Origin of the sequence: Corynebacterium silvaticum (genome assembly GCF_002162115.2) — a bacterium.
Taxonomy (GTDB): Bacteria; Actinomycetota; Actinomycetes; order Mycobacteriales; family Mycobacteriaceae; genus Corynebacterium; species Corynebacterium silvaticum.
The window spans coordinates 681,714-701,960 of the sequence record NZ_CP021417.2; the positions used below are offsets into that span (position 1 = coordinate 681,714).

The window sequence follows — 20,247 nt, forward strand, 5'->3', positions numbered from 1 at the left end:
GAGAGAGCGTCGTAGAAGTTTAAGCTTGTCGACGCCCACCGGGTCGCGCGGGAGCACCATGCTGCTGTGCGACCCAATCTGTATAAGCATAGTCACTTCAGTGAAATATTGTGACAAGTTTATGATTTTTTCAATTTAGTGAAAAACTTCACAGGTGATTTTCGGGATATTTGATCGGACATTCTCGAGCGCAAAAAGCCGTTTTACCTGAGATAACAACGGAATCCTTCTGTTTTTTATTTGGGTTTTGTTGGTTTTGTGATCTATTCCGTGCGAATCTGCCGTGCAACCGAGCTCAAATCCGCATAGATTGTGAACTATGAGCCCAAGAAAAATTGGAGTGACTGAGGTCGCTTTACGCGATGCGCATCAGAGTTTGTTTGCAACTCGTATGGCCATGGAGGACATGGTCGACGCATGCGAGGACATAGATAAAGCAGGATTCTGGAGCGTCGAGTGCTGGGGTGGTGCAACGTTTGATGCGTGCATCAGATTCCTTAACGAGGATCCCTGGGAGAGACTTCGCACTTTCCGTAAATTAATGCCAAATTCCAAGCTCCAGATGCTGCTCCGTGGGCAGAACCTTCTGGGATACCGCCACTATGAAGACCTGGTGGTGGACAAGTTTGTTGAGAAGTCAAAGGAAAACGGCATGGATGTATTCCGTGTCTTTGACGCCCTCAATGACCCACGCAACCTAGAACACGCTATGCGTGCGGTGAAGAAGGTCGATGGGCACGCTCAGGGAACCATCTGCTACACCGTTTCACCACTGCACACTGTCGAAGGCTATGTTGAGCTTGCAGGTCGGCTTCTAGACATGGGGGCAGATTCCATCGCGCTGAAGGACATGGCAGCGCTTTTGAAGCCTCAGCCGGCGTACGACGTTATCCGAGCGATTAAAGAAACCTATGGCGAAGAGACTCAGATTAACGTCCACTGCCACTCCACAACCGGTGTCACACTCGTGACCTTGATGAAGGCCATTGAAGCCGGCGCAGACGTCGTGGATACCGCCATTTCTTCGCTCTCCCTCGGCCCAGGCCACAACCCCACCGAGTCCCTCGTAGAGATGCTTGAGGGCACTGACTACACCACCGACCTAGACATGGATCGCCTGATCAACGTGCGCGATCACTTCAAGGCAATTCGCCCGAAGTACAAGGAATTTGAGTCCAAGACGCTGGTGGATACTAACATCTTCCTCTCCCAGATTCCTGGCGGCATGCTTTCTAACATGGAAAGCCAGCTCACCGCCCAAGGCGCCGGAGATCGTATTGATGAAGTGATGCGTGAAGTCCCAATCGTCCGTAAGGATGCCGGATATCCGCCGTTGGTCACGCCGTCTTCCCAGATCGTGGGAACCCAGGCTGTCTTCAACGTCCTTATGGGACGCTACAAGGTCATGACTGCAGAGTTTGCGGACCTCATGCTTGGCTACTACGGCGAATGCATTGGTGAGCGTAACCCTGAGATCGTTGAACAGGCAAAGGCTCAGACCAAGAAGGAAGCCATTACTGAGCGTCCGGCTGATCTCCTTGAACCAGAGTGGGATCACCTCGTGGAAGAAGCTAACAAGCTTGAAGGCTGCGATGGCACAGACGAAGACGTGCTTACCAATGCTCTGTTCCCAGGCGTTGCTCCAGGGTTCTTTAAGAACCGCCCCGAAGGGCCAAAGAATGTGGGCAAGGACCCATCAAAGATCAAGACCCGCGAGAATGAGGCCGTTCTCGAACCGATTACCTACAAGGTCACCGTGGGCGGTCGCAGCCAGACCGTCAAGGTCGAGCCCGCCGAGTAAAGGAGAACCGAAGACATGTCTCAAGAACCTACTATGTCTGAGCGCCTAGACCAGCTCGCTAAGGCTCGTCATGAGATCGAGCTAGGCGGCGGCGAAGCCAAAATCGAAAAGCAGCATGAAAAGGGCAAGCTAACGGCTCGTGAGCGCGTCGCAGCGCTTCTCGACGAAGGCACATTCCGCGAAATCGGCATGTTTGCCAAGCATCGCACCACTCACTTCGGCATGGATAAAGCAGTCGCGCCGGCAGACGGCGTTGTCACTGGCTCAGGAGCGATTTTTGGTCGTGCCGTCCACGTAGCATCGCAGGACTTCACCGTGATGGGTGGATCAGCTGGCGAGACGCAGTCCAACAAGGTCGCAGCGATGATGGAAGCTTCTGCTACCACTGGAACTCCTTTCATCTTCATCAACGACTCCGGTGGAGCGCGCGTACAAGAGGGAATCGATTCCCTTTCGGGCTACGGCAAGGTGTTCTACCAGAACGTTCTCCTTTCAGGACTCGTCCCACAGGTTTCGATTATCTCGGGACCATGCGCTGGAGGCGCTGCATATTCGCCTGCTTTGACTGACTTCATCATTCAGACTCGCAAGGCCAACATGTTCATCACTGGCCCTGGCGTGATTAAGTCGGTCACCGGTGAAGAAGTCACCGCAGACGCTCTAGGCGGCGCGGACGCTCATATGTCCAAGGCCGGAAACATCCACTTCATTGCTGATGATGATGAGCAGGCGATCCTCATCGCCCAGAAGCTCCTGAGTTTCTTGCCGCAGAACAATACGGAAGAACCTCCGGTTGTTGAACCAGATCCAATCGTTACTCCCGATGAGGAGTTGCGGGAGATCGTTCCGGTCGACGGGAAACGTGGTTATGACGTTCGCGACATTATTTCGCGTGTTGTGGACCGTGGCGACTTCCTTGAAGTACAGGCTGGGTATGCACAAAACCTCGTCGTGGGATTTGCCCGCATCGTAGGCCGTACCGTGGGCATTGTGGCTAACCAGCCAAACGTTATGTCTGGTGTGCTGGACATCAACTCCTCGGATAAGGGAAGCCAGTTCATCCGCTTCTGCAACGCCTTTAACATCCCGCTGGTGACTTTCGTGGACGTTCCAGGCTTTATGCCGGGTGTTGCTCAGGAGCATGGTGGCATCATTCGACATGGCGCCAAGATGCTGTACGCATACTCGGCAGCCAGCGTGCCAAAGATCACGGTGGAGCTGCGTAAATCTTACGGCGGAGCGCACCTAGCTATGTGCTCAAAGGATCTGGGAGCCGACCGCGTCTTCGCATGGCCCACTGCAGAAATCGCAGTGATGGGCGCAGAAGGTGCAGTTAATGTGGTCTTCCGAAAGGAGATCGAGGCCGCAGAGGATAAGGAAGCCAAGCGCGATGAGCTCATCCGCTTGTACAAGGAGACCTTCTCCACTCCATATATGGCTGCCTCCCGTGGCTTGGTCGATGACATCATCGATCCTGCAGAAACCCGCCTGCATATTGCAGACGCGCTTGAGGTCTTGACCAACAAGCGAGTCGTTCGCCCTGCCAAGAAGCACGGCCTAGGCCCGGTATAAGGAGCAACGGTGAGCGAATTAAACAGCGAGCAACTTGCTCAATTAGTCGCGAAACTCTCAGCGCGGCTTGATGCGGCGGAAGCTGAGCTTAAGGAGCTGCGCAAGCGTTCCGATGCTTCCATCCCAGAGGACGTCATCATTGCTATCTCTGCAGCGGTGTCAGCCTTTATGGGTAATCGCGGCACGATTAAGGCAGTCCACTACTCCCGCGAGAGAACGTGGGCAGCGCAGGGACGTCAGAAGGTCCAGCATCACATTCCGGGTCAGCTGTAGGCATCCGAAGGTAGAAGGTAAAACATGAAACTTAACGTGACAGTCAACGGGATCGCCTATTCTGTCGAGGTCGAGGTGGAAGAGGAGAAGCGTCAGATCGCTCCCATCTACTTTGGTGGCGGCTCAGGCGCAACTCACTCTGAACCAGCCAACGCGAGCGTCTCCGGCGTATCGGCAAACGCTGTCGTCGCTCCGCTCGCCGGATCGGTCTTCAAGATCTTGGTTGAAGAAGGCGAAGAGATTGAGGCCGGCCAGGTGCTCCTGATCCTCGAAGCAATGAAGATGGAGACCGAGATTACGGCTCCTAATGCGGGCACCATCAGCAGCGTTCGCGTTGCCGTCGGTGATTCCGTTCAGGGAGGTCAGGCGCTGATTACCATCGATTAAATTCGCGTCGGTGTGGCGGGCTATGCGTACGCTCAAATACATGGTTATATGAGTGGGAAATGCTCGTCTGAATAGCGAAAAGGAAGCCTCGGTACATGCGAAACCGCAACCACCATACCCGCCGTTTGTTTATCACAGCAGCAATCACAGGGATGGCGGTCTTCGGTTCGCCAGGTGCCGGGGCTTCTGACATTATGCCGCAGCAGGCTCCGGTTTCCACGTGGGTGAATCAGGTGGCTGAGCAGCTGCGCGGAGCGGGCATCGTTGCCCCTCCAGTAGATCCCGCAGCGGTCGCCTCTGCAGACGCAGCGGTCGCTCGTATGCAATCTGACATGGACGCTTTTAACGCGAATGTTCAAGCAGCAGGGGCGCAAGCGCAAGCGGCTCTAGGCCAAGCGTTACAGCCTCATAAGCCACAAGCTATTCATCAGACACCGACCCCGCGTGCAGATACCCAGCCAGTGCACAAAGATGCACAGGGCCGGACGATTCCTGAGGTCGTGCAACGGGAAAAGACCTTTGAACCCATTATCGATGGCCCTAACTATCACTGGCGCACGGATCTTCTTTCGCAGTTCATGGCACAGCACCCCGGGAAAGTTCTCAATCGGGTAGCCGGTAGCTGGTTCAACTCGCCGGATATCCCAGCTGAATCCTTAGCAGCAGAACAACGCGGAATGTCCCTGTATGGCCCAGGAACCCCTGTGTATGTGGGAAAGCATTCTCTGTGCACTGTCGCTGCGACGGGACACGATGCCGCGGGGCGCGCGGTCGCTATTACCGCGGGGCACTGTGGGGCAGTGGGACAAAGCGTGGAATCTGCTGATTCTTGGTGCATCGGTCCAAGCGGAACGGTTGCCGTTCGAGGTGAACATTTGGACTATTCGGTTATTGAGCTTGGTTCTAATGCGCAGGTAACCAATGAGTACAACGGGATTCGCGTTAATTCGGTGGGGGGCCACAACCCTAACACTGGAGAAACAGCCTGTAAGCAGGGCGTAGCCACCGGACACTCCTGTGGCCATATCTGGACTAAAGACGCGCGAACCTCAATGTCGCAGATCTGTGCTCGACAGGGCGACTCTGGCGCACCAGTGATCGTGGGAGATCGCGTCGTGGGAATTATCAAGAGAGGGGCTATCAACAACCAAGCTCTTGCCTGCCATACCCCATGGCAGGGCCCGATGTTCATGCCGACGATTTCCACCAATATGGATGCGGTTCTCGCAGACATAAACGCAAAGAATGGCGTGGGTGCTGGTTTCAAACTAGTAAAATAGAAGCCAAAACATAAGGCAGGTGTCCGCTAGAAAATCAGCGGGCACCTGCCTTTTTAAGATTTAATCCCGGGGGATTACGTGTGTGGCTCTTGCGCCTTTGTGCCCAAAACGTCTAGTGCCGGGGTGTGGAGTAAGCCGTTGGACGCAATCGCACTGCCGCCGTGCGGTCCCCGTTCACCCGCGAGAGAGGTGAAGGTACCACCGGCCTCTTCTACCAATACGGTTAAGGGAGCTAGGTCCCATAGTGAGACCTCCGGTTCTGCAGCGATGTCTACCGCGCCTTCTGCGACGAGACAATAAGACCAAAAATCTCCAAAACCGCGCAGTCGCCACGTGCGCTCGGTTAAATCAATAAAGCGCTGGTCCAAACCTAGGGTTTGCCAACCGCTAAAGGAAGAAAACGAGAGGGAAGCATGGTCTAGATCTGCAACGCGAGAGACCGACATCTTTGTGGGGGTTCCGCCGTTGAAGGTGCGCCATGCGCCTTGACCGGAAGCCGCCCACCAACGGCGCGCTAGAGCCGGCGCGGTGACCACGCCGACTACCGGAGTGCCGTCGACAAGCAAAGCGATAAGCGTTGCCCAGGCAGGAACCCCTCGCACAAAGTTCTTTGTGGCGTCAATGGGGTCAATGATCCACTGCCGTCCCTTCAGCTCCACGTCACCGCCGAATTCTTCCCCGAGGATGGCATCGTCGGGATAGCGTTCGGTGATGAGCGCTCGGAGGGCCTTTTCGCAGGCGAGGTCGGCATCGCTTACGGGAGTCATGTCCGGTTTGGAATTTACAACCAGGTCGCTTGAGTCGAAGCGCTCGAAAGTTATTGCATCGGCGGCGTCGGCAAGTGATAGAGCGAATTCAAGATCAGAATTATAAGAAGTCATACACACCAGCTTTCCTGAGATGCGTTGCAAAAACTAGGGTCGGATTAATTCGCAGGAGGTAAGTTGCGGAGAATCGTTGCGATTTCATCAGCGGCCTGCGGGTTTGCGGCAATACACCAGGTCACACCCGCGGCTTCAACTTTGATGCAGGTGCCGCCTACGCCTTCGACGAGGGCACGGCCGGGGAGCCAATCCCAGTCCTGGACAGTGTGTTGGACGTAAGCGCCTAAAGTGCCGTCAGCGACTCCGCCCAGGTCCACCGAACCTGCCCCGATCATTCTCCAGCTGAGGAAGCCCTGCGCAAGGGAGAGCCATGCGTTAAGCAGCGCCGGTTCAGCGATGAAAGGAGGGTTGAGATACGTGGCCATGCTGATGAGCTCAGTGGATGTATTTTCCAACGTCGGCAGGGCTTTGCCGTCGCGGGTCGTAGGGATGTCTTTGCCGCCAAACCAGGTGTATCCCATCGCAGGCCTGTGTACAGCGCCGAAACAGACCTTATCCGGATCCGCGGGATCGCCTTCTACCAGTGCAAGGGCGGAACACCAGTAGTCTGAACCGCTAATAAAGTTGTAGGTTCCATCAACTGGGTCGATGACCCATGTACGCCCGGAGGTTCCAGGTTTGTGGGTGCCTTCTTCACCGAGGACGCCGTCTTCCGGCCGAAGCGCACTAATCACGCCCGTGACAAATTGCTCGGCTGCACGGTCGGCATCCGTGACTACGTCGGAGAGGGATGTCTTAAAGTCCGTAGATACTCCCTGCTCGCGCATTCGCCACGCCAAGCGGCCCGCATTGAACACCAGCGCTTGCGCTAGGTGCTCATCAGAATCTTGATCGTGGGCGATAACAAAAGTCTTGGTGATCGTTGCGATCATGTCAGCTAACGAGGAATGTAATGCAGTATCCCGAGGTTGATCCATATCCACCATTGTCACCTTTTCCCAGGAGAGTTGCCAACCATGGCGGAGTAACAGCCCCACAAAAACATGGGGAATAGGTTCTTGGATCTGGCTTCCTCGCTGTTCATCGCAGCAAAGTGCCTGCTTGTATGCTAAAAAGTAGCCGGAACAGCGGGTGCAAAGCAGAAGATGGATATGTATCCCGCTAAACTAGTTCTTCATGCGCCCGGAAATTCTCGCTGCTCTCAATGAACTTGATGCAACCTTGACCACGATCGAAAAGATCATGGACCCCGAGGAATTAGCATCGCGCGTCCGTGAGCTGGAGCAACAAGCCTCCGACCCCACGTTGTGGGATAACCCTGACCATGCTCAGAAGGTGACCACGGAGCTGTCTTCAGTACAAGCGCAGCTGAAGAAACTTACTGGCCTGCGGCAGCGTATCGACGACATCCCGGTGATGTACGAACTCGCCGAAGAAGAGGGCGACGGCACCGAGCTTGCCGACGAAGAGCTGGCCGAGCTCACCGCAGAGATTGAATCTCTAGAAGTGAAAACCATGTTATCTGGCGAGTATGATTCCCGTGAGGCTGTGATCAACATTCGCTCTGGAGCAGGTGGCGTTGACGCTGCAGATTGGGCGGAGATGCTGATGCGCATGTATGTCCGCTGGGCGGAAAAGAACGACCGCAAGGTCGACATTTATGACATCTCTTATGCAGAAGAAGCGGGTATCAAATCAGCGACGTTCGTTGTCCACGGTGAATACATGTATGGACAGCTTTCTGTGGAGCAAGGTGCACACCGGCTAGTAAGAATTTCTCCGTTTGATAACCAAGGACGCCGCCAGACCTCATTCGCTGAGGTAGAGGTTCTCCCCGTGGTTGAGCAGACGGACCACATCGACATTCCAGATTCTGAAATACGCGTGGACGTCTATCGTTCCTCCGGGCCCGGCGGGCAGTCCGTGAATACCACTGACTCGGCTGTGCGTTTGACGCATATTCCTACCGGGATCGTGGTCACCTGCCAAAACGAGAAGTCTCAGATCCAAAACAAGGCCTCTGCTCTGCGAGTTCTCCAAGCTAAACTCCTGGAGAAAAAGCGCCAAGAAGAGCGAGCTGAACTCGATGCCCTTGGTGCTGGTGGCAATGCCTCGTGGGGAAACCAAATGCGTTCCTATGTGTTGCACCCGTATCAGATGGTGAAAGATCTGCGTACTAATTATGAAATCAATGATCCGCAAAAGGTGCTCGATGGAGACATTGATGGTTTGCTAGAAGCTGGCATCCGCTGGCGTATGGCACAGCAGCAGGAACAATAACGGGGGAAGCTTTGGAGAGGGGCGTCGATAAGCTATGTTATCGACGGCGAATCTCAGTTTTTCTCGGATATTTCTTCGCGATCTCCAGGTAGTACTTGCGTTTTGCCCTTGTGCACGAGTCCCACAGCACCCATTTAAGGAAAGCAAAATCAACTTTCTCTGGGCATCCCGCCGCCATGTCTGGTCGCGTTGTGCCGTAATAGCAGGCTAAACGACGCATGATTCGCCACAATCTGATCATGCGCGGCACGAGAATCACGATGATGCGATCAGCCTCAGCTAATCGACGCTCCCCAGATAAAAGCGAGTAATTGCCGTCGATGATCCAATCACTATGCGTGTTGAGAAACGACTCGACGTCTGCGGATTCTTCTGCGAAATCTTGCTCCACCCAGCCTGTTGAAAAGTGAACCGAATCAAGATGCAAAACTGGGATATTCAGCTGGGCACCTAGGCGGCGGGCAAGTGTTGATTTTCCGCCACCCGAATACCCCATAATTGCAATCTTCATCGCTTGAGAATAACTCAGCGCGGCAGCCTAGCTCTCAGAGTTTGGCTTTATCCATAATGAATAGGGGTCCCAGGGCCGATAGGAATTCCCAAGAAGTACCACAAGACAAAGAACAGGAACCATCCCACCAGCATGGATATGGAATAGGGAAGAGCTAAGGACATGAGGGTTCCCACACCTGCAGGCTTGTAATAGCGCTGGAGGAACGTCAGTGCTAGAGCGAAATAAGGGCTCATGGGAGTGATGATGTTTGTCGGGCAATCGCCTATGCGGAAGAGCATCTGCGAGACTTCTGGAGAAACCCCTATGTACATCATCATGGGCACAATCACCGGTGCCATAAGGGCCCACTGGGCCGAGCCCGATGTAATAGCCAAGTTGAGCAAGGCGACCATAGCGACCAGCGCGCCGAATAACACGTAGACCGGTAGGTCCCATTGCTGGAGCAACTCCGCCCCTTTAATCGCAGTCCACATGCCCAGATTCGACCATTGAAACCATGCCAGGAACTGCGCAACCATAAAGAACAAGACGATCATAGGAATGAGAGTCTTGAGTCCACGCCCCATGAACTCGGGAATATCTCCCAGCCTTGTGATCGTTTTAGCGGCAACACCATAAACGATGTCTAACCCTAAGAACATCATCGCGATAGGAACCGCGATGGCTTTAATCAAGGGGCTCGTCAGTGCTCCTGCTTCTGAATACAGCGGTGACGCTGGGATAAACAGCAACGCAAAGTATATGGCGAGCATGAGCACAAAAGCGCCACCAGTAAGCACAAGGGCGCGAGCCTCACTAGGATGCAGCTTGATTTCCGCTGCCAGCTCGTCGTCTGTGACAGCGTTGACGTCTTTGTGAGATTGCGCGCCGGGAGAGCCGTCCGCATTCTTGGAAAAGTGAGCTCGGAATGATCGATGCGGTCATGATCTACTAACTCGCGCGCCTTCTTTTTGATAAAAAGCTCAGTGACCAGTGTGATGATTAGCGCAAGCATGATAGAGGAGGCCACTACAAAGAAATAGTTTGCCAGGGGAGAAACATGGTACTCGGGGTCCACGAGCTGTGCCGCAGATGTGGAAATCCCGCCCAACAGCACGTCAGTGATGTTCAGAATCAGGCTGGCATTGAAACCCGCCGATGATGCAGCGAATGCGACCATGGCGCCCACGATCGGTGATCTTCCCAGCGCCCGAAAGCTCATGGCACCCAAAGGGATAAGGATCACGTAAACGGCATCCGATGCAATAGAGCCGGTGACTCCCGCCAGCGCAACCACAAAGGTCAGTGTGCGTGGGCCTACTTTAGCCACCATGGCCCGAATAAGTGCACTAATAAAACCAGAGTGCTCGGCTACAGCGACTCCGAGCATGACTGTCAGGATCACTCCGAGAGGCGGAAAAGACACAAAGTTATTCACCGCCTCAGTAAGCATTCTGCTTACTCCGTCTTTGGTCAGGAGATTAGTGACGGCAACTGGGGAATTGTCTTGGGGATTAGTGGCGGTCATGCCGACCTTTGAACCCACCCAGCTACTGATCGCTACCAGTCCAGCGAGAATAACAAAAGCCAGAAAGGGTCTGGGAGTAAGTTACCAACGCGCTCCACAAACCCCAGAAATCCTTTCGGCTTGGGAGGCGCGTCGTGCCTGTTGTCTAGCTTCTGCTCTGAAGTCGTGCTCATTTCTGGGCTCCGATCTTTGGGGAAGTGATGGGCGCTAGTCTAATGCGATAAAAGTGACGCGACTCATAGGTTTATGAAAACTTTATCCATTCGGGGTGATTGAGGGGAGGGGCGGCATCTCAATAAGTAGCTGTGATTATGGGTATGGCCAGGGCTGTAGCGGGGCATGCCTCTGGCTAGGTGGGAGTGCGGAAGATGGGGGGCGTCGTTAAGCGCCATGGCTATAACGTCACACATATAAGGAAATTCGATCCCATTTGTCACAAACGTTTCAATTGTCACAGTGGTTTGGCTAAGGTGTTCAAGTGTGATCACGTTTGACAAAGTCACCAAGTCATATAAAACGTCTACCAGGCCGGCGCTAGATAACCTCTCGCTCACTATTGATAAAGGCGAGTTTGTTTTCCTCATCGGCCCTTCCGGCTCGGGAAAATCAACCTTCTTGCAGCTCATGATCAGAGAGGGGAACCTCACGAGCGGTGATCTTTACTTGTCCGATTTTCACGTGAATAAGCTGCATGGCCGGCAAATTAACAAGCTGCGCCAGCACATTGGTTACGTCTTTCAGGATTTCCGCCTTTTGCAGCAGAAGACGGTCTACGACAACGTGGCCTTTGCGCTAGAAGTTATTGGGACACGGAAAAGCCGCATTAACAAACTGGTGCCCGAAACCCTTGAAATGGTGGGTCTTTCTGGAAAAGCGCACCGTATGCCTCATGAGCTTTCCGGCGGTGAGCAGCAGCGTGTGGCCGTAGCCCGCGCCTTTGTCAACCGGCCGTTGCTTTTGCTTGCCGACGAGCCTACCGGCAACCTGGATCCCGAAACTTCCGACGGCATCATGGTTTTGCTTAATCAGATCAACAAGACGGGCACAACCGTTGTTATGTCCACTCACAATGCGAGGGCCGTCAACGACATGCGCCGTCGTGTTATTGAACTGAACCTGGGCAAGCTCGTGCGTGATGATGCCCACGGTGTCTACGGCGAAGCTCAATAGGTGCAATAGGTAAGGAACCTCATGAAACTTGGATTTGTATTCCGAGAGGCCTTCCGCGGGCTCGGACGTAACATAACGATGACCATTGCGCTCATCATTACCACGGCTATTTCTCTAGCGCTTCTGGCTACCGGTTTCCTCGTCACGCACATGACTGAAGCGACAAAAGATATCTATCTTGATCGTGTAGAAGTCATGGTGCAGCTGAACGAGGACATCTCTGCCAATGACAAGGACTGTGCATCGGACGCATGCAAGCAGGTGCGTGAAAAGCTCGATGGCCAAGCAGGGATCGAATCTGTCACCTTCCGCAGTCGGCAGCAGTCGTATCAGCGTTTTGTCGAGGTTTTCAAGGACACAGACCCGCAGCTTGTCGCAGAAACATCTAAAGATGCCCTGCCAGCGGCGCTGCATGTTCGCCTTGTAGACCCGCTAGACACCAAGCCACTTGATGCAGTTCGTGGCATGGAGCAAGTGAGCACCATTGTGGATCAGGTGGATGATCTGCGCGGAGCGACGAATAACCTCGATTCCATTCGTAACGCGACGTTCATTTTCGCGGCGATTCAGGCGATTGCGGCAGTGTTCTTGATTGTGAACATGGTGCAAATTGCTGCATTTAATCGTCGTGAAGAAATTTCGATCATGCGCATGGTGGGTGCCTCTCGCTGGTATACCCAAGCACCCTTTGTGCTTGAAGCCATGATCGCTGCACTCTTTGGCGCTGTGCTCTCCGGAGTGGCGCTGTTTGGTGGCAAGGAATGGGTGGTGGACAAGACCCTCAAGGGCCTCTACGATTCCCAGCTCATTGCAAGGGTGACGAGCACCGACATCTGGGCAGTGGCCCCGGTTGTGGCAGTGATCGGAGTGGTCTTTGCAGCTATCACCGCTCAAATCACGCTCCGCTGGTATGTGCGTAAATAAACACGTATGAGCCGCTGGTTGTGGACTGGCGAAGTAGCGTGAGAACTTTAACCTTCCACATCAAGCTGGTGTGGAAGGTTTTTGCATGCGTAAGGCGGGCACAAGGTACGATCAGTGGCATTATGGCGAAGAAGAAAAAAGCTGCAAACAACAATCCTGTGATCGCGACTAACCGCAAGGCACGCCATGATTACAAGATTCTAGAGACCTACGAATGCGGCATTGTCCTCCTCGGTACAGAAATTAAATCGCTAAGAGAGGGCAAGGCCTCCCTTGTCGATGCCTTCGCCACTATTGATGAGGGCGAGGTCTGGCTCCGCAACCTCAACATACCGATCTATTCCATGGGGTCGTGGACCAACCATAGCCCCAAGAGGACCCGTAAACTGCTGCTGCACCGTCGCGAGATTGACTCGTTGATGGGTAAAGTTCGCGACGGCAACAAGACACTTGTGCCGTTGTCCCTCTATTTTTCTGGTGGACGGCTCAAGGTGGAACTTGGCCTTGCCCAAGGTAAACAGGATTATGACAAGCGCCAAGACATCAAGCGCAGGACCGAAGAGCGCGAAGTGGTTCGAGAACTTGGTCGTCGCGTTAAAAGCATCCACGCATAAAATATTCCTGTCTTTGCAGCTTATCGACGTCCCCTCGGCAGCACGTACTGCAGGAGGACTTGAAGCTGCTCATTGCACGGAGTAGGATGATTCGAACTACGGATATGCTGCACAGCATCCCAATCCGTAGCCGCATGAGGGGCTGATTTTGGTTTCGACTGCGTAGATTGAGCCAGGGGAAGCGTGCCGGTGCAGGCTAGAGACCACCGTAAGCGTCGTAGCAAACTGATAAGCGCCGAGAAGACTCAGCGCGACTACGCCCTCGCTGCCTAATTTGTAGCGAACTGCGTGTCTGTCAGCCTAGGTTTGTCTCTGGCCTAGTGTCTGGCACCGACTAAGAGACTTGCTGATTCCATCGTGTCAACGGGGTGGATCGGGACTTTTACCGATGACTGGGCTCATCATCCGGGTGTGTTCGTCCTAGCCGGAGAGCCAAGTAGAGATCTATGCGCGGACTGCGCACGGAGAAGCCCTGGCGAGGTTGCGTAGGACCCGGGTTCAATTCCCGGCAGCTCCACCAATAGGACGCTCATTTTGATACAAGATGGGCGTCCTTTTGTTTTCCTCGAATGGGCGGCGTTTTGGCTGGTATTTCTCAGTCCAACTAATGGGGAGCAGTTCAGTAAGCGGGGTTTTCGCGTATCAGAAGCGTTAACGCACGCAAAGCATGCAATAGGTGCGATTATCCAGAAAACGTCGTCTTTGACTAATCATTGGGTATGAATTAGGGCACGACTTAGAGTGTAAAGTATAGATAAGCAGCGTACGCAAATTCCCCAGTGGAAAATGCTAAGCCTTTTGCATGGGGTCTGACGGGTTGCTGCTCAGTACGAAATTAAGAGGAAAGAACAGGCGACATTGAAAAGTTCTTGGTGGGCAATCTTGTGACTAAGCTCATTTTCTATCAGAAGATCCCCGTTTTTTGATTTCGAAAAGTCGTAGCGGTTCAGGATGCTGATGATGGTCAGCGAAAGCGAACCTCGCTCGGTTATGTCGATGGTATATCACTCGCAAGAGGGGCAATGAAACAATTCTAATAACCAAGGTAAGGCTGACCTAATTTCTGGTATGATTCTGGTATGGTCCAAATTAGTCCAGTACCGCAAAGTGAACGTCCCACAGAAACGGCGGCCGGCCATTGGGTGTTAGCCCGTGCTGGCAAGAAAGTTCTACGTCCCGGTGGTTTGAAACTCACCACGCGCCTGCTCTCGCAAGCAGATATCCACGGAAGTAGGATTATCGAGTTTGCTCCAGGCTTGGGGCGAACCGCAAAGATTATCGTCGAGAGTGGAGTTGCGTCATATCTAGGCGTGGAGCAAGATCCCGATGCGGCTGCCAACGTTAAACAGGTCGTTACTCCGTATGGTGGAAAAGTAATTGATGCGCGAGCACAAGATACAGGCTTGCCTGCGGCTTCGGCTGATGTAGTGGTTGGTGAAGCTATGTTGACCATGCAGGGCGAGAAAGGCAAGAATGAAATCGTTGCCGAAGCATTCCGATTGATTTCTCCGGGCGGGTGCTACGCAATTCATGAGCTCGGCCTCGTTCCAAATAATATTGACTTGCAACTGGCTGACGCGCTGCGAAAGAACCTTGCCAAGTCAATTCGCGTCAATGCGCGTCCCTTAACCGAAAACGAATGGTGCGAGGTGCTTAAACGAGCCGGGTTTGCTATTGAGTGGGTAGGCTTCGAGCCGATGGCTTTGCTGTCGTTGCGCCGCAATCTCGCTGATGAGGGACTACTTGGGGTGGTTAGGATACTCAAAAATGTTATCCTCGATAAAGACTTGCGTCAGCGCGTTTTAGCGATGCGCTCCACCTTCAGCGAATACCAGAAGCAACTTACGGGCATCGCGATTATTGCGCGCAAACCCCAATAGCAAAAGACTGAAGAAAGAACACCAGAAATAATGAGCGAACGCAAACTTCTCCCAAACTCAATACTTGGTTTCATTGACAATCTCGCCGAACAGATCGAATATGCCGAAAACTCCACTGTGTCGAAAACGCTAATGCGTGCTGAAGGCGTTAATGTCGTACTGTTTTCTTTCGATGCTGGCGAAGAGCTCTCAGAGCACACTGCAGCCATGCCAGTTATCGTGCAGACCCTAGAAGGTGAACTTGAGATAACAGGCGACAATAAAACTGTCATCCTCAAACCAGGTGGGCTAGTCCACTTCACTACTAGGCTCCCGCACGCCGTGAAGGCACTGACTAAAGCCAAAATGGTGCTCTATATGCTCCGATAGAAAAGACTGAACACTGGCGAAAGCTTCCTTTAACCACGTAGAACTAAAGGAAGCTTTCGCCTCTGTTTGCTCAGTTTCAAACAGCTTGCAGTGCACGCGAGGAAACTGCCGAATGAAGATCTTACGGATTATGTTTCCGGAGGCTGGTTGCGGAGGTTGGTTGCGATAATGCCGCTTTGCATAGGTAAGAAGGATCGGCTGAGGACTTTGTTCGTAAACCAATGCATGAAAGCTAGGTTCATACACATGACGGCAACCGTGATGGTTGAAGCAACAGGTAGACTGATTGCTCCTTGGCTAGGGTGGGCGATGATAAGCCAAGCCATGATCGGTAGTTGCAACGGTGCGGACCATAGCCGCAGAGGAAAGCGCTTGATATAGGTGTACACCATCTGAGCGCAATGTATGACGAGGTGGATGGTGTAGGCGATCATTGCGGCTAAAACCCACACATCTTCGGCCCAGAGACAGATTACAATGAGCACAATAAGTTCTTCACTGGCAATAAAGACGGCCTGGGCCAAGGACATGCTTCGGCGTCCGGCTATACCTGGGAGCTGTGCTGAATTGCGGCGGAGCCACGGAACTAGCACGAAGAATTCCTCTATCTCGTGCCAGATGAAAAGAAACAAGAACGCAATAACGGTCCACTCCATTTGATTCTCCCTGCTTCTAATTCGTTCGCGAAGTCCATTCAAATCTACGGGTTGTGGGCAAAGAACGACGGCTACGCAAAGCTACGTCGCTAGAGAAGCGTTCTTCCCGGTAACCCCGCGCGGTCAGCCATTCCCGCATAACAGCCATTTGGCGCGCTTCCTGGGCGTTACGAATAATGGGGTCGGTCACAGCACCGCATCTACGATCTCCCACTACTACTGAGGCAAGCTCGACCTGTTTATGAGACGGTGGCGTTTTCGTCTCAACCCATTCGAAAAGGGTGTCGTCGAGCAACTCCATAATGATTGCAATAATCTGAGTCAGGCTCTGGCGGAGCGCTACATCAGACATCCGGGCAGGAGGTCGCCCTTGTTCTAGGGTGTTCACGAGAGATTTCGGAACATCGGCAAGACCAACTAGGCGGTCACGAGCGATGGGTGGCGCCGTGACCATCCGAAGTGTGCCGATGATCTGGGGATTCTCAATGATGTCCTGTGGAGTAAGCCGATTCATGTAATTAGTAGCTTCAAAGAGATGCTCGACTTCATCAATAACGGCAGAACGAGATCTACGGTAAGCCTCAGGTGCAGCTTCAAGGAACCATTCGTTGTACATCTTCACGGATTGGTAAACATCCTCTTTCCAGAGGTCAAATCTGTGCCGATTGATGTTGGGTGTGCTCATTTTAATTCCTTCTTTGCTAGGGTCACGATGTCAGATAGGTCACAGTTGAGCGCTTCGCAGATTCTCAAGAGGACGGTTGTGGTGACGTTCTCGTCTCGGCCAAGCTTGGCGATGGTCGCTCCCGAAAGTCCGGTCATCTTCCGGAGGTCCTGCTTTTGAAGCTCTCTATCAATAAGCAGTTTCCACAAGGGCTTGTAGCTCACTGTGAAGCTGTGGGGGTTTGCCATCGCTGTTCCTCTTCTGCAACGTCGTACACATCGTCTAGGTAGCCGTAGCGTCCCCGTGTCTTGCTCTTTGAAAACTCAATGACCGTTGTCGCCTCATTGAACTCGAGACCTTCGGTTCGGTCGGCGTTTTCCAGGATGATGATTTGTTGGTCTTTGGCTTGTTCGGCGAAGTACTCGAACAGCCCGGCCCGCATTGAGGTGTTTGGGGTGTTCTTGCCCTCGTCGAAGCCATGCAGGGGGGTGTCGATCAGGACGAAACCGGGCGCATGGGGCGAGCGGCGGTTCATGAACGCATGGAATGCGAGAACAACGACGGTGTTGAAGAAGGCGCAGTAGCCCTTGCCTTGTTCTTCGGCTTTGGCGTACCCCGCGATTTCGATGTCGAAGACTTGACGATTGAAGGCTGCGCTTTGGGCTCTCGGGAAGTGTGCCTGCTCCAGGATGTCTTGCATGGATCTGGTCATCGAGTAGTAGAAATCGCCGTCGAAGTATTCTAGCGGTTTGAATTTTTCGGCATCCGGGTCGCTGGCTTCATCGTCTCCATCCAGCGTCTTCTGGAAGCGAGACTCAAGCTCAGCCAGCTGCTCATGCTCAGCTTTGATTCGCTGCGCGGCGGCGAGTTGATCAATCTGGGTTTGGATGGCACGCGTGGCCGGGTCGAGGTTGCAGGTGAGCTGATTCAACAGCTGGACATGTGCTTGCTTGTTGTGCCCAAGGTCAGCGGCAAGGTCGGCTGCGATTTGGCGTAGGGGGTCGAGGTCATCCGTGGCCTCCTGCTTGAGGTGCTGGATACGAGCGATCTCAGTTTCGAAGGCTGCGATGTCCTCGTCAGTTGGTGGCGGAGTTGCGATTGTGCTGTGGCAGAACTGGCAGGTGTCGGGATGAGGGTGGGTCTGGTCGTGCCTCATGCCTTGGAGCTGAAGGTCGAGCCGGGCGATGTCCGCATCGTATTGCGTGATCAGGGTGCCGCGCTGCTCGACGGCTATTTCAAGTCCTTCAAGTTCTTGGGTCTGGTGACTGATTGTGGTGATCAACTCGCCGTCTTGGGTGAGGATGTGTTCCCGCTGGTTTTGCAGGTCTTCCAGCTGTGCCCTTAGCCCCGCCAGGTATGCCTCGATGGTTGCTCCCTCGGCTGCGGCCTGTTGTTCAGCGCGTTCCAGTTCGGCTTTGCGTGCCTGGATGATGTCGAGCTGCTGGTAGATGTAGCGTTCAACAGCCCTGCGGCGGGCGCGCTTGTCCGAAGCGCTCTCGCGGGATGTTGCCTCGTCGAAGTTTTCGTCTTGTGCCAGGACAAGCAGTGCCGACAGGTTTTGGGTCAGCGACTGAGCGCTAGAAGACTTCGGAAGAAGGATGGAGGGGTCAGGGCGGCCGATTTCGCTCTCGGGTACTAGGAGGGTGTGTTCAATCGCGTGCCAGGTGAAGCGCACCTTATTGAACGCCTCGTTGGTGATGACCTGACGACCTGGATTGATCCCTAACAGTCCGATCAAGAGATTGTTGACTGGCTGCTTGCTCTTGTTGTTGCGGGAGTACTTTCCCGACTCCACGTTGGGATCGGTCGAGGCCACCTCGATGCTTGATCCTCGCTTCGTGGAGCGCGACAGCGTCACCTCACCATCGGCTGTCACGAAGGTGACGGCTGCGGTCGTGTACCCGGTTTTATCGGTGAACGGAAGATCCTTGCCGCCACATGCGAAGGCGATCGTCTTCGCGATTCTGGTCTTGCTGGTGTTGGACGGGCCGACAATGCAGTTCAGACCGGGAGCAAGATCGATGATCGAAGCGGTGCTGTCATCTCTGGTGGCCTTGACCTGGCGAATCCAAAGCTTACCCATGCTGCATCACCTTCTTCTGAACCTGCACTACGACAACGTCGAGTCCGCGTGCCAGGAGTTGACCGATGGCCTGCCCGTATGCGTCCGCGTACGCACCGTCAAGGGATTGCGCGAAGCTCTGACCGGCAGGGGTGGAGCCAAACGTGATGCCGTTATCGCCGGTGGACGCCAGCCCGGTACGTACCAGCCGGGCAAGCCCGGCGTGGACGCGTCTGCGGCGGGCATCATATTCGGCCACCGCGTACGGGGTGCCGCCGTGAAGGCTCTTGTTCCCGAACCCGAACTGCTTCATGTAGGTCGCCGCGATATCGAGCGCTGTGGTCTCGTCAAGGCTCAATGAACGCGGCACCCGCGAGAGGCACATGGTGAGCCGGGTCGCTGTCTCCTCGGGTGTGTTGAACAGGCTAGTCGTCACGGCAGACCACCCAGTGCAGTTGATCATCGTTGACGAGCATGTGGCACATGCCCTTCTTGTGAGTTGCCCGCACCATCGACGGGAATTTCACAATGACCGAACCGTTCAACGCGAAGTCGGCTGCCTTGCTCAAGGTCGCGTTCATCCGCAGGTAGCCGTCGTCGTAGTCCGCCTCGCAGATTTCGACGACCCCGTCGAACAGGTCTTCCTTCATCGCAGAGAACTCCTTTTCTCCAGCGGGGATGAGATCCCGAAGGTTGCGGCGAACCCCTTCAGCATCCCAGAAATGCCCACGCTGCCTGGCGAACGCCTTCCGGTATCGATCGGGCAGGTCACTGAGATCGGCAACCGGAGTTCCCAGGTGCTCGGCGAGAGCGGCAAACATCTGTGTGGTGTAGCCGGATTCGAGTGCAGGATCGGGCGACTCGGGAACTTTCGGTGTGGGCTTCCATGGCAGCGAAGAAGACCCCAAATGAAGTTTGCCGCCGTTGATCCTGCCTTCGGCTAGCGGCAGGTTGGTGAACAAATCTGGTTGCTCCTGCGGGGCGGCACCGTCGGCGAGTAGATCCCGGTCGTTGCTGTTTGACCACAGGATCGCTTTCAGCCATTGCCCCACAGCGGACGGCACTTTCCCTACATCGTGCACATTGATGTTGGCCACCGTGAGCTGCTCTTGGAACGTAGCGAGGGCGTCGACGCCTATGGGGTCACAGAGTTCTTCAACTTTGCTGGTGTCCAGATGATTGTGGAAGTCCCGGGCTTTCCAATCGGGCAGTTTCCTGTCCCCGTTGAAAAACCGTACGAGGTCGGTCTCGTTGATCCCGGCCCACACTCCGACCGTGATCGACGTCTTTCCAGGTTCCCGCTTCTTCTCGTGCGCGGACGTTTCGACAAAGACGGTTTCCTTATCCATCACCGCGTCGAAGAAGTCCTTCATGAACCCCTTCTTTGTCCGGGCGACTCCCGACATGAAGGGTTGGACGGTTCGGCAGAAAGCGCCCAGCGCATAGCGAGGGTCTGCATTTGCTGCCATC

General features: G+C 54.2%; 20 protein-coding genes, 1 other RNA gene and 1 pseudogene. 12 read left to right on the forward strand and 10 right to left on the reverse strand.

What is annotated here, in order from left to right:
- Positions 1-319 precede the first annotated feature (319 nt).
- From CBE74_RS15625 to CBE74_RS15645, 5 genes are all read left to right on the forward strand, one after another.
- Entirely contained in the window at positions 320-1,801 is a 1,482-nt protein-coding gene (locus CBE74_RS15625; RefSeq protein ID WP_013910997.1) for a methylmalonyl-CoA carboxytransferase subunit 5S, read from the forward strand.
- Between the two features lie 15 nt (positions 1,802-1,816).
- Positions 1,817-3,373, forward strand: a complete 1,557-nt coding sequence (locus tag CBE74_RS15630) for an acyl-CoA carboxylase subunit beta (RefSeq protein ID WP_013910998.1) — start codon at positions 1,817-1,819, stop codon at positions 3,371-3,373.
- A 9-nt stretch (positions 3,374-3,382) separates the two neighbouring features.
- The gene (locus tag CBE74_RS15635; RefSeq protein ID WP_087453535.1) at positions 3,383-3,646 is read left to right on the forward strand and encodes a hypothetical protein; all 264 of its coding nucleotides are present in this window, start codon (positions 3,383-3,385) and stop codon (positions 3,644-3,646) included.
- Between the two features lie 24 nt (positions 3,647-3,670).
- The gene (locus tag CBE74_RS15640; protein WP_013911000.1) at positions 3,671-4,033 is read left to right on the forward strand and encodes a biotin/lipoyl-containing protein; all 363 of its coding nucleotides are present in this window, start codon (positions 3,671-3,673) and stop codon (positions 4,031-4,033) included.
- A 95-nt stretch (positions 4,034-4,128) separates the two neighbouring features.
- Positions 4,129-5,313 carry a S1 family peptidase gene (locus tag CBE74_RS15645; RefSeq protein WP_087453536.1) on the forward strand — a complete coding sequence of 395 codons (1,185 nt, stop codon included), beginning with the start codon at positions 4,129-4,131 and terminating at the stop codon, positions 5,311-5,313.
- A 74-nt stretch (positions 5,314-5,387) separates the two neighbouring features.
- Here the strand turns inward: CBE74_RS15645 and hisN are convergent, their stop codons facing one another.
- Together hisN and CBE74_RS15655 are read right to left on the reverse strand one after the other, a co-directional pair.
- The gene (hisN, locus tag CBE74_RS15650; protein ID WP_087453537.1) at positions 5,388-6,194 is read right to left on the reverse strand and encodes a histidinol-phosphatase; all 807 of its coding nucleotides are present in this window, start codon (positions 6,192-6,194) and stop codon (positions 5,388-5,390) included.
- Between the two features lie 44 nt (positions 6,195-6,238).
- Positions 6,239-7,123: an inositol monophosphatase family protein gene (locus CBE74_RS15655; RefSeq protein WP_087453538.1), complete on the reverse strand. Its 885-nt coding sequence runs from the start codon at positions 7,121-7,123 to the stop codon at positions 6,239-6,241.
- A gap of 190 nt (positions 7,124-7,313) precedes the next feature.
- On the opposite strand from CBE74_RS15655, the gene prfB reads away from it, so the two are divergent.
- Positions 7,314-8,417 carry a peptide chain release factor 2 gene (gene prfB, locus CBE74_RS15660; RefSeq protein WP_087453539.1) on the forward strand — a complete coding sequence of 368 codons (1,104 nt, stop codon included), beginning with the start codon at positions 7,314-7,316 and terminating at the stop codon, positions 8,415-8,417.
- Positions 8,418-8,454: 37 nt separating this feature from the next.
- Here prfB and CBE74_RS15665 read toward each other — a convergent pair whose 3' ends face one another.
- Complete coding sequence (locus CBE74_RS15665; RefSeq protein ID WP_087453540.1) at positions 8,455-8,928, reverse strand: P-loop NTPase family protein; 474 nt, start codon at positions 8,926-8,928, stop codon at positions 8,455-8,457.
- 47 nt (positions 8,929-8,975) lie between these two features.
- Positions 8,976-10,611 (reverse strand): annotated as a pseudogene (locus CBE74_RS15670) (AbgT family transporter).
- 307 nt (positions 10,612-10,918) lie between these two features.
- Here CBE74_RS15670 and ftsE point away from each other — a divergent pair.
- From ftsE to CBE74_RS15700, 6 genes are all read left to right on the forward strand, one after another.
- Entirely contained in the window at positions 10,919-11,608 is a 690-nt protein-coding gene (gene ftsE / locus CBE74_RS15675; RefSeq protein WP_087453541.1) for a cell division ATP-binding protein FtsE, read from the forward strand.
- 21 nt (positions 11,609-11,629) lie between these two features.
- Positions 11,630-12,532, forward strand: coding sequence for a permease-like cell division protein FtsX (ftsX, locus tag CBE74_RS15680; protein ID WP_087453542.1), 903 nt, complete (start codon positions 11,630-11,632; stop codon positions 12,530-12,532).
- Positions 12,533-12,654: 122 nt separating this feature from the next.
- Complete coding sequence (gene smpB / locus CBE74_RS15685) at positions 12,655-13,146, forward strand: SsrA-binding protein SmpB (RefSeq protein ID WP_087453543.1); 492 nt, start codon at positions 12,655-12,657, stop codon at positions 13,144-13,146.
- A 138-nt stretch (positions 13,147-13,284) separates the two neighbouring features.
- Positions 13,285-13,666, forward strand: a transfer-messenger RNA (tmRNA) gene (gene ssrA / locus CBE74_RS15690).
- A 559-nt stretch (positions 13,667-14,225) separates the two neighbouring features.
- Positions 14,226-15,026 (forward strand): methyltransferase domain-containing protein, encoded by an 801-nt coding sequence (locus CBE74_RS15695; protein ID WP_087453544.1) that lies wholly within the window; start codon positions 14,226-14,228, stop codon positions 15,024-15,026.
- 30 nt (positions 15,027-15,056) lie between these two features.
- A complete protein-coding gene (locus tag CBE74_RS15700) occupies positions 15,057-15,395 on the forward strand; it encodes a cupin domain-containing protein (protein ID WP_087453545.1) in 339 nt (112 codons plus the stop codon).
- Between the two features lie 128 nt (positions 15,396-15,523).
- Here the strand turns inward: CBE74_RS15700 and CBE74_RS15705 are convergent, their stop codons facing one another.
- From CBE74_RS15705 to CBE74_RS15730, 6 genes are read right to left on the reverse strand one after another with little or no spacing between them, the layout of a single operon-like run.
- A complete protein-coding gene (locus tag CBE74_RS15705; protein ID WP_087453546.1) occupies positions 15,524-16,051 on the reverse strand; it encodes an HXXEE domain-containing protein in 528 nt (175 codons plus the stop codon).
- A 16-nt stretch (positions 16,052-16,067) separates the two neighbouring features.
- The gene (locus CBE74_RS15710) at positions 16,068-16,736 is read right to left on the reverse strand and encodes a XamI family restriction endonuclease (RefSeq protein ID WP_087453547.1); all 669 of its coding nucleotides are present in this window, start codon (positions 16,734-16,736) and stop codon (positions 16,068-16,070) included.
- On the reverse strand, positions 16,733-16,963 hold the full coding sequence (locus tag CBE74_RS15715; protein WP_087453548.1) for a helix-turn-helix domain-containing protein: 231 nt from the start codon (positions 16,961-16,963) through the stop codon (positions 16,733-16,735). The genes CBE74_RS15710 and CBE74_RS15715 overlap by 4 nt, the downstream gene beginning before the upstream one ends.
- The gene (locus CBE74_RS15720; protein WP_087453549.1) at positions 16,936-18,798 is read right to left on the reverse strand and encodes a coiled-coil domain-containing protein; all 1,863 of its coding nucleotides are present in this window, start codon (positions 18,796-18,798) and stop codon (positions 16,936-16,938) included. Before CBE74_RS15720 ends, CBE74_RS15715 begins: the two co-directional genes overlap by 28 nt.
- The gene (locus CBE74_RS15725; protein ID WP_134316315.1) at positions 18,791-19,213 is read right to left on the reverse strand and encodes an ABC-three component system middle component 2; all 423 of its coding nucleotides are present in this window, start codon (positions 19,211-19,213) and stop codon (positions 18,791-18,793) included. The genes CBE74_RS15720 and CBE74_RS15725 overlap by 8 nt, the downstream gene beginning before the upstream one ends.
- Complete coding sequence (locus tag CBE74_RS15730; RefSeq protein ID WP_087453551.1) at positions 19,203-20,246, reverse strand: ABC-three component system protein; 1,044 nt, start codon at positions 20,244-20,246, stop codon at positions 19,203-19,205. The genes CBE74_RS15725 and CBE74_RS15730 overlap by 11 nt, the downstream gene beginning before the upstream one ends.
- Position 20,247: the final 1 nt, after the last annotated feature.